The sequence below is a fragment of the Streptosporangium sp. NPDC049644 genome (genome assembly GCF_040675205.1).
GTDB classification, from domain to species: Bacteria; Actinomycetota; Actinomycetes; order Streptosporangiales; family Streptosporangiaceae; genus Streptosporangium; species Streptosporangium fukuiense.
The window spans coordinates 1-7,063 of the sequence record NZ_JBFAOJ010000185.1; the positions used below are offsets into that span (position 1 = coordinate 1).

The 7,063-nt window shown below is 69.5% G+C and carries 7 protein-coding genes and 1 pseudogene; 3 read left to right on the plus strand and 5 right to left on the minus strand.

Annotation, left to right across the window (positions count from 1 at the left end):
* Window positions 1–292, minus strand: a pseudogene (locus tag AB0J58_RS43615) (hypothetical protein); the annotation flags it as partial.
* Window positions 293–1,031: 739 nt separating this feature from the next.
* The gene (locus tag AB0J58_RS43620; RefSeq protein WP_364227410.1) at window positions 1,032–1,730 is read right to left on the minus strand and encodes a TetR family transcriptional regulator; all 699 of its coding nucleotides are present in this window, start codon (window positions 1,728–1,730) and stop codon (window positions 1,032–1,034) included.
* A 92-nt stretch (window positions 1,731–1,822) separates the two neighbouring features.
* Here AB0J58_RS43620 and AB0J58_RS43625 point away from each other — a divergent pair, with 92 nt between their 5' ends.
* From AB0J58_RS43625 to AB0J58_RS43635, 3 genes are read left to right on the plus strand one after another with little or no spacing between them, the layout of a single operon-like run.
* Window positions 1,823–3,388 (plus strand): acyl-CoA carboxylase subunit beta, encoded by a 1,566-nt coding sequence (locus AB0J58_RS43625; protein WP_364227413.1) that lies wholly within the window; start codon window positions 1,823–1,825, stop codon window positions 3,386–3,388.
* Window positions 3,385–3,606 (plus strand): acyl-CoA carboxylase epsilon subunit, encoded by a 222-nt coding sequence (locus AB0J58_RS43630; RefSeq protein WP_364227416.1) that lies wholly within the window; start codon window positions 3,385–3,387, stop codon window positions 3,604–3,606. Before AB0J58_RS43625 ends, AB0J58_RS43630 begins: the two co-directional genes overlap by 4 nt.
* An 8-nt stretch (window positions 3,607–3,614) precedes the next feature.
* Window positions 3,615–5,372 carry a biotin carboxylase N-terminal domain-containing protein gene (locus AB0J58_RS43635; RefSeq protein WP_364227428.1) on the plus strand — a complete coding sequence of 586 codons (1,758 nt, stop codon included), beginning with the start codon at window positions 3,615–3,617 and terminating at the stop codon, window positions 5,370–5,372.
* A 3-nt stretch (window positions 5,373–5,375) separates the two neighbouring features.
* Here AB0J58_RS43635 and AB0J58_RS43640 read toward each other — a convergent pair whose 3' ends face one another.
* The 3 genes from AB0J58_RS43640 to AB0J58_RS43650 form a co-directional block, all read right to left on the minus strand.
* Complete coding sequence (locus AB0J58_RS43640; protein ID WP_364227419.1) at window positions 5,376–5,897, minus strand: helix-turn-helix domain-containing protein; 522 nt, start codon at window positions 5,895–5,897, stop codon at window positions 5,376–5,378.
* Window positions 5,898–6,602: an RNase adapter RapZ gene (locus tag AB0J58_RS43645; protein WP_364227422.1), complete on the minus strand. Its 705-nt coding sequence runs from the start codon at window positions 6,600–6,602 to the stop codon at window positions 5,898–5,900.
* 202 nt (window positions 6,603–6,804) lie between these two features.
* Window positions 6,805–7,063: hypothetical protein (locus AB0J58_RS43650; protein ID WP_364227425.1), on the minus strand; the 259-nt coding region annotated here is incomplete at its 5' end.

Consider the following 7,063-nt stretch of genomic DNA (forward strand, 5'->3'; position numbering starts at 1 on the left):
AGTCGAGCGCGGGCGACGGCGGCGCCTGGTTGTTCTTGGCGACCGGGACGCACAGCTGCTCACGCTGGCCGAGGGTGACGGTCTCGATCGGCAGGGTGCTGAGCACGGGGTTGATGTGCCGCAGTGTGAGCGTGGTGGCGGGCGGCTGGTACGGGTTGGTCTTGAAGCATTCGAGGTCGAGGAAGGCGGTCAGGTCCTTTGGCGTCGGCAGCGCGAGGGCGGCGGCGGAGGGCACGCAGAGGAATGCCACGGTGAGCACCGCGGCGGCGGCGGATATGAGGCGCCGGAGCATCGATTTTCTATGCCCGTGAATTCCGGTTACGGCTCGGTCCATTGTGGCTCCAAAAATCGGGGGGTGACCTTCTTGATGCCGAGTGCGTGCCGCCGCGGCCGGACTTTAAATATCGCTACCGGTTTTTGTTTTACACAAAATTCGGACCGGTGGTCAAGGAGATTATCGACAGGCGTAAAATCGTTGTCGCTTCGCCGGTAGTCGGAATACGGTGGATTTATATTGGCGCTATCCGCCTGACGGCGCGGGTCGTCCCCGGACGCTCCAGGCGACGGCGGCCTGCAACAACACAGGCGGTGATCGGTCAACCCGAACCGAGGCGCGCGGTGTCGGTGAACTCCTACCGGCCTGGGCGGACCAGGTCGACGCGGGAACTGCCGAGGTCGCCGACCTGGGCTCTGAGCGGGCCGGCCTGATGGAGCCGCCGACCCGTCGATCTCCGGATCGGACCGGCCCCATGGTGGGCCGTTCTGAATGCCGGCCCTGGGCACGACCAAGGCGCTGCAGGTCATCATGATGGTCCAAAGCGTCGCCACGGATCATGGAGCGGCTTAACTGGTTACGCCGCAAGTACGAGGTGGACCGCACCCACAGTGCTCACGTCGAAGGCATGGACTCTCCAATCCTTACGTGAGACTCTTTGAAGGTGATTGGAGACGGAGCGGTTATCTCATCGCGCGGCGGTTGATATCTGCCAGACCGCTAAGCGAGATCTTGGATATCCAGCGAACCGCTTTATTCAAATGGTCTCGGAACGTGGGGGCCGGCCGCCGAGATGGGTCTTGATGGCCTCCATGACGGCCTGGGGGGAGGCCGAACGGCTGAAGGCGGCGACGACGATCTGTTCGTCCCCGGGCTCCTTCGGCTGTTCGAGGTGGCGGAAGGTCGCCATCACGTATTCGAGGGCGTGGTCCAGCGGACCGGAGGGATCGTAGGTCCCGCCCGCGCGCAGCCATCCGCGCAGAACCTGGTTGTGGGCCGCGACGACCGAGGCCGCCATGAGCTCGGCGCGCAGGTCGGCGTCGGGGGAGCCGGCCAGCCAGGTGCCGATGAACTCGCGGAACAGCCGCTGGTAGCGGGCGACGCTGGCGTTCTCCCGGTCGCGCAGGGCGGGGACGCGGCCGACGAGGCGGTAGCGGCGCAGCGACACCTCGGCGTCCTCCACGTATTGCGCCAGCACGATGCGGACGGCGTCGGTCACGGCGACGATCGCGGTGTTCGCGGTCGAGGCGCGCAGGCGGGCGTTCACCCTGGCGAGCAGCATGTCGTGGTCGGGGAAGATCGCATCTTCCTTCGACCGGTAGTAGCGGAAGAACGTGCTGCGGCTCACTCCCGCGTGGGCGGCTATGTCGTCGACGGTGGTCTCGTCGTACCCGTTCTCGTCGAACAGCGCCACCGCCGCCTCGGCGAGGCGGTGGCTGATTGACGGTGTGCCCATGCGCTCATTGTCGCGGACCCGGGGTTGTTCTCCGTCATGGGACTCAGTATCGTTCACATGAAACTGAGTCTTATCAGTAAATGTGGTGATCAATGGAGTCACATGGCACCGCGGCCAGCCTGTCCGGCCTCGAAGAGCGCCTGGACGAGGCGATCCGGGCCGCTGAGAAACGGGCGGCCGCCCGGCAGCATGCCAAGGGGAGGCTCACCGCCCGAGAGCGGGTCGAGCGCCTGCTCGACCCCGGATCGTTCGTCGAACTGGGAGCCCTGGCCGTGCATCGCAGCACGTCCTTCGGCATGGAGCGATCTCGCGTCCCCGGCGACGGGGTGGTCACCGGCCACGGAACGGTGGACGGCCGCCCGGTCTGCGTCTTCTCCCAGGACTTCACCGTGTTCGGCGGCAGCCTGGGAGAGGTGTACGGCGAGAAGATCTGCAAGGTCATGGATCTGGCTGTGAAGATCGGGGCGCCGATCGTCGGCATCAACGAGGGCGCGGGCGCGCGAATCCAGGAGGGCGTCGTCTCGCTCGGTCTGTACGGCGAGATCTTCCGCCGCAACGTCCGTGCCTCGGGTGTGATCCCGCAGATCTCTCTGATCATGGGCGCCTGCGCGGGCGGGCACGTCTACTCACCCGCCCTCACCGACTTCACGATCATGGTCGACGAGGCGTCCCACATGTTCGTCACCGGCCCGGACGTCATCAAGACGGTCACCGGAGAGGACGTCACCTTCGAGGAACTGGGCGGTGCCCGCGTGCACAACAGCCGCAGCGGCAACGCCCACTACCTCGCGCAGGACGAGGACGACGCGCTGGACTACGCCCGCGCGCTGCTGTCGTACCTGCCGCAGAACAACCTCGACGAGCCCGCGTCTCCCTGGACCCCGTCCGACCTGGAGATCGGCGACGGCGACCTGGTTCTCGACACGCTCATCCCCGACTCGCCGAACCAGCCGTACGAAATGCACGAGATCATCGCCGCCCTGCTCGACGACGGCGAGTTCCTGGAGGTGCAGGCGCTGTTCGCGCCCAACATCGTCGTCGGCTTCGGAAGGGTGGAGGGCCGGTCGGTCGGCGTCGTCGCCAACCAGCCCATGCGACTGGCGGGCACGCTGGACATCGCCGCCAGCGAGAAGGCCGCCCGGTTCGTGCGCACCTGCGACGCGTTCGGCATCCCCGTGCTGACGCTCGTGGACGTGCCCGGCTTCCTGCCCGGTACCGAGCAGGAGTGGAACGGCATCATCCGGCGCGGGGCCAAGCTCCTGTACGCCTACGCGGAGGCCACGGTCCCGCTCGTCACGGTCATCACCCGCAAGGCGTACGGCGGGGCCTACGACGTGATGGGCTCCAAACACCTCGGCGCGGACGTCAACCTCGCCTGGCCGACCGCCCAGATCGCCGTGATGGGCGCCCAGGGCGCGGTCAACATCCTGCATCGCAGGAGGCTGGCCGCGTCGGACGATCCCGACGCGCTGCGGGCCGAGCTGGTGCGTGAGTACGAGGACGCCCTCGCCACGCCATACCTGGCGGCCGAACGCGGTTACGTCGACGCGGTGATCGCGCCCCGCGAAACCCGGCGCGAGGTCGTCCGCGCGCTGCGGGCGCTGCGCGGCAAACGGGACGCTCTACCGCCCAAGAAGCACGGGAACATCCCGCTGTGACCGAGTTCCGGATAACGAAGGGCGCTCCGCAGCCCGAGGAACTGGCCGCGCTGGCCGTGGCGCTGCTCGCGGCGGCCTACGCCCAGGGCGCGGACGCGCCGCCACCGGAGCCTTCCGGCCGGCGGTATGGCGCACGCCGTCACGCCTTGCGCCGCCCCTGCACGCCGGGCCCGCACGCCTGGCGGGAGTCGACCTGGAACCTTGGAGGACTGCTGTGACCACTTCCCTGCGGAAAGTGCTGGTGGCCAACCGCGGCGAGATCGCCGTACGGGTCATCCGGGCCTGCCGGGACGCCGGGATGGCGAGCGTGGCGGTGTACGCCGACCAGGACCGCGACGCGCTGCACACGCGGATGGCGGACGAGGCGTACGCGCTCGGCGGTGCCACCCCGGGGGAGACGTACCTGTCGATCGAGAAGATCATGGAGGTAGCCGGGCGGTCCGGCTCGGACGCGGTCCATCCGGGGTACGGCTTCCTGGCCGAGAACGCCGACTTCGCCCAGGCGGTCATCGACGCCGGGCTGACCTGGATCGGGCCGCCGCCGTCGGCGATCAGCGTGCTCGGCGACAAGGTCCGGGCCCGGCACATCGCGCAGAAGGTCGGTGCCCCTCTGGTGGCCGGCACTCCGAATCCCGTATCCGGTGTGGACGAGGTGGTGGCCTTCGCAGCCGAGCACCGTTTGCCCATCGCGATCAAGGCCGCGTACGGCGGCGGCGGGCGCGGGCTGAAGGTGGCCCGCACGATGGAGGAGATCCCCGGCCTGTACGACAGCGCCGTGCGCGAGGCCGTGACGGCGTTCGGCCGGGGCGAGTGCTTCGTGGAGCGCTACCTGGACCGGCCCCGCCACGTGGAGACGCAGTGCCTGGCCGACGCGTACGGCAACGTGGTCGTGGTCTCCACCCGGGACTGCTCGCTGCAGCGCCGCCACCAGAAGCTGGTCGAGGAGGCGCCCGCGCCGTTCCTCACCGCCGAGCAGGAGGCCCTGCTGCGCGACAGCTCCAAGGCGATCCTGCGCGAGGCCGGTTACGTCGGCGCCGGCACCTGCGAGTTCCTCGTCGGACAGGACGGCACCGTGTCGTTCCTGGAGGTCAACACCCGGCTCCAGGTCGAGCATCCGGTCACCGAGGAGGTCACCGGGGTCGACCTGGTGCGCGAGATGTTCCGGATCGCCTCCGGCGAGGAGATCGGCTACGACGACCCCGAGCCGCGCGGCCACTCCGTCGAGTTCCGGGTCAACGCCGAGGACCCGGGGCGGAACTTCCTGCCCGCGCCCGGTGCCGTCACCCGTTGGCGTGCCCCCGCCGGCCCCGGTGTCCGGGTGGACTCCGGCTACGAACAGGGCGAGACCGTGCCCGGTGCCTTCGACTCGCTCGTGGCCAAGCTCGTCGTCACCGGCGCCACCCGTGTCCAGGCGCTGGAGCGTGCTCGCCGGGCACTGGCCGAGTTCGAGGTCGAGGGCATGCCGACCGCGCTGCCGTTCCACCGGGCCGTCGTGGACGACCCCGCCTTCGCCGGCGATCCCTTCACCGTGCACACCCGCTGGATCGAGACCGAGTTCGACAACCGGATCGCCCCGTACGACGCGCAGGCGGTCTCCGGAGAGCAGGCGGAGCGCGAGCGGATCACCGTCGAGGTGGCGGGCAGGCGCTTGGAGGTCGTGCTGCCCGCCGGGCTCGGCGCGGGCACCCGCGGTGGTGCGGGCCGGGCCGCGCCGAGCGCCCGCCGCCGCGGCGGCGCGGGCGCCGTGAAGGCCGCGGTGAGCGGCGATTCCCTGGTCAGCCCCATGCAGGGGACCATCGTGAAGGTCGTGGCCGGCGACGGGGACGAGGTCGCCGCCGGCGACACCGTCGTCGTCCTGGAGGCCATGAAGATGGAGCAGCCGCTCACCGCGCACAAGGCGGGAACGGTGGTGGGAATGTCCGCCCAGGTAGGGGGGACGGTCGCCGCCGGCGCCGTCATCTGCGAGATCAAGGACCGGCCGTGACGGTCACGGGGCGGCCTTTCGCCACCCGGGAGCGGTGACGGGAACCTGCGCGGGCCGGTCCGGTGGGCGAGCGCGCGGCGCGGGTCTCCCGCGCCCCGGGCGCGCTCCAAGCGGGCGGACGACTACCGGGGTCCCGGCCAGAGCACCTGATGCGACGCCGTGCCGGCTCCCGGCCGAGGGATTCCGCGAAGACCCCGCAGGACCCTCATGCCCCTCGCTCGGAGCGCTTGCCCGGGCTTGGCGGTAGCGGGTGGGGGAGGCGCCGAACTCGGCGATGAACAACCGGCGAAGGCTCTCGGCGGAGCCGAACCCGCAGCGGGCCGCGATGTCCGCCACGGAGAGCGACGAGGAGACGAGGAGTTGCTCGGCCGCCTGCGTGCGTGCCTGCCTGATGAAGCGGCCAGGCGTCTGGCCCAGGTGCTCCAGGCTGAGCCGAGTCAGGTGACGCTCGCTCACGTTCAGCCTGGCGGCCAGCGTCGCGGGGCTCAGATCACCGTCGAGGCTGCTGACGATGTGGTCGACCATCTACTGATCACGCCGACCCTGTCGGCCTCGCCGCTCTTCGCGCCGCCTTCGATGTCGAGGCATGTGAACCACCACTGGGTTGGGATGCCGTGCACGCCTTCGAGGCAGAGCATGGGATCGTCTTGCCGGAGCCGTATCGAACGTTCGTCGCCGAGATCTGCGACGGGTCCGACTCGGGGCCGCCGGGCTATGGGCTTGTATCGGGGGCACGTCTGGCAGATCAGCGGCGAAGGCGCCGTCCCCTTCGGCGCCGAGTTCGGCTTCACCACGGGGAATCCTGGGTTCGCCGGATGGGTCAGGCATTGGGCTGCCGGCAAGCCCTGGTTCGACGCAGCTTGAGGCAATGGTCACGACGCACCCCGATGCGACACATGGGATGTGCTCTCTCACGGTGTGTCGCCCGGTAGCCCGGGCGACAGATCGATGCCAGTCTCCTGTGCAGCCGGTGGCGAGGGTGACGTCTTGGCCGGTGCCGGCGAGCAAGGCGAGGATGCAGGCCGCGGTGTGGCGGATGAGGGTGCGGGCACCGGGGGTGTTGAGGACGTGCGTTCGGACGGACAGGTCGAGGCCGGTCAGTTGCCTCATGGCGGGGTTGTGGTGCGGGTTGCGGAGGTTGCGGCGCGCGTCGATGGTCAGGTCCGCCTCGGGCGCCGGGCTGTGGCCGTAGCCGAACGAGGTGATGGTGACGGTCCCGCCGTCTGCCATCCCACCGGGATGAGCGACATCGCGATCTCACATAGTGATCAACGCCAGGTCATGCCGGGGCAACGGCAGCGGTTGGCAGGGGTACGAGAAGCACGCCTGGTCGCCCTGGAGACGTTGAACCGGCACGCGGCGATGTTGCCTGCAGAAGGCCGTCAAGGCCTGAGTGTGCGGCCTGGGGCTCGCCCGTCACACCTGTTGAAGCTCAGGGGATGTACACCTCGTAGTAGAAGCCCGCCGGATAGGGGCCACCCCCGCGGAACCAGTGACAGTAGAGGAGCCCGGTGTATTGACCGTTCTGCGCGGCGTCATCGAAGGCGAGGTCGCAGGCGGCCAGGGTCTGGTAGGGGCCTTGCAGGTACCAGTCCGGTGTCGGCCAGCCCCCGGCGGTCACGGCCGCGCCGGTCTGGGTGGCGGCGAAGGCGGGTGCGGTACCGGCCAGGACACCGGCGCCCAGCGCCACG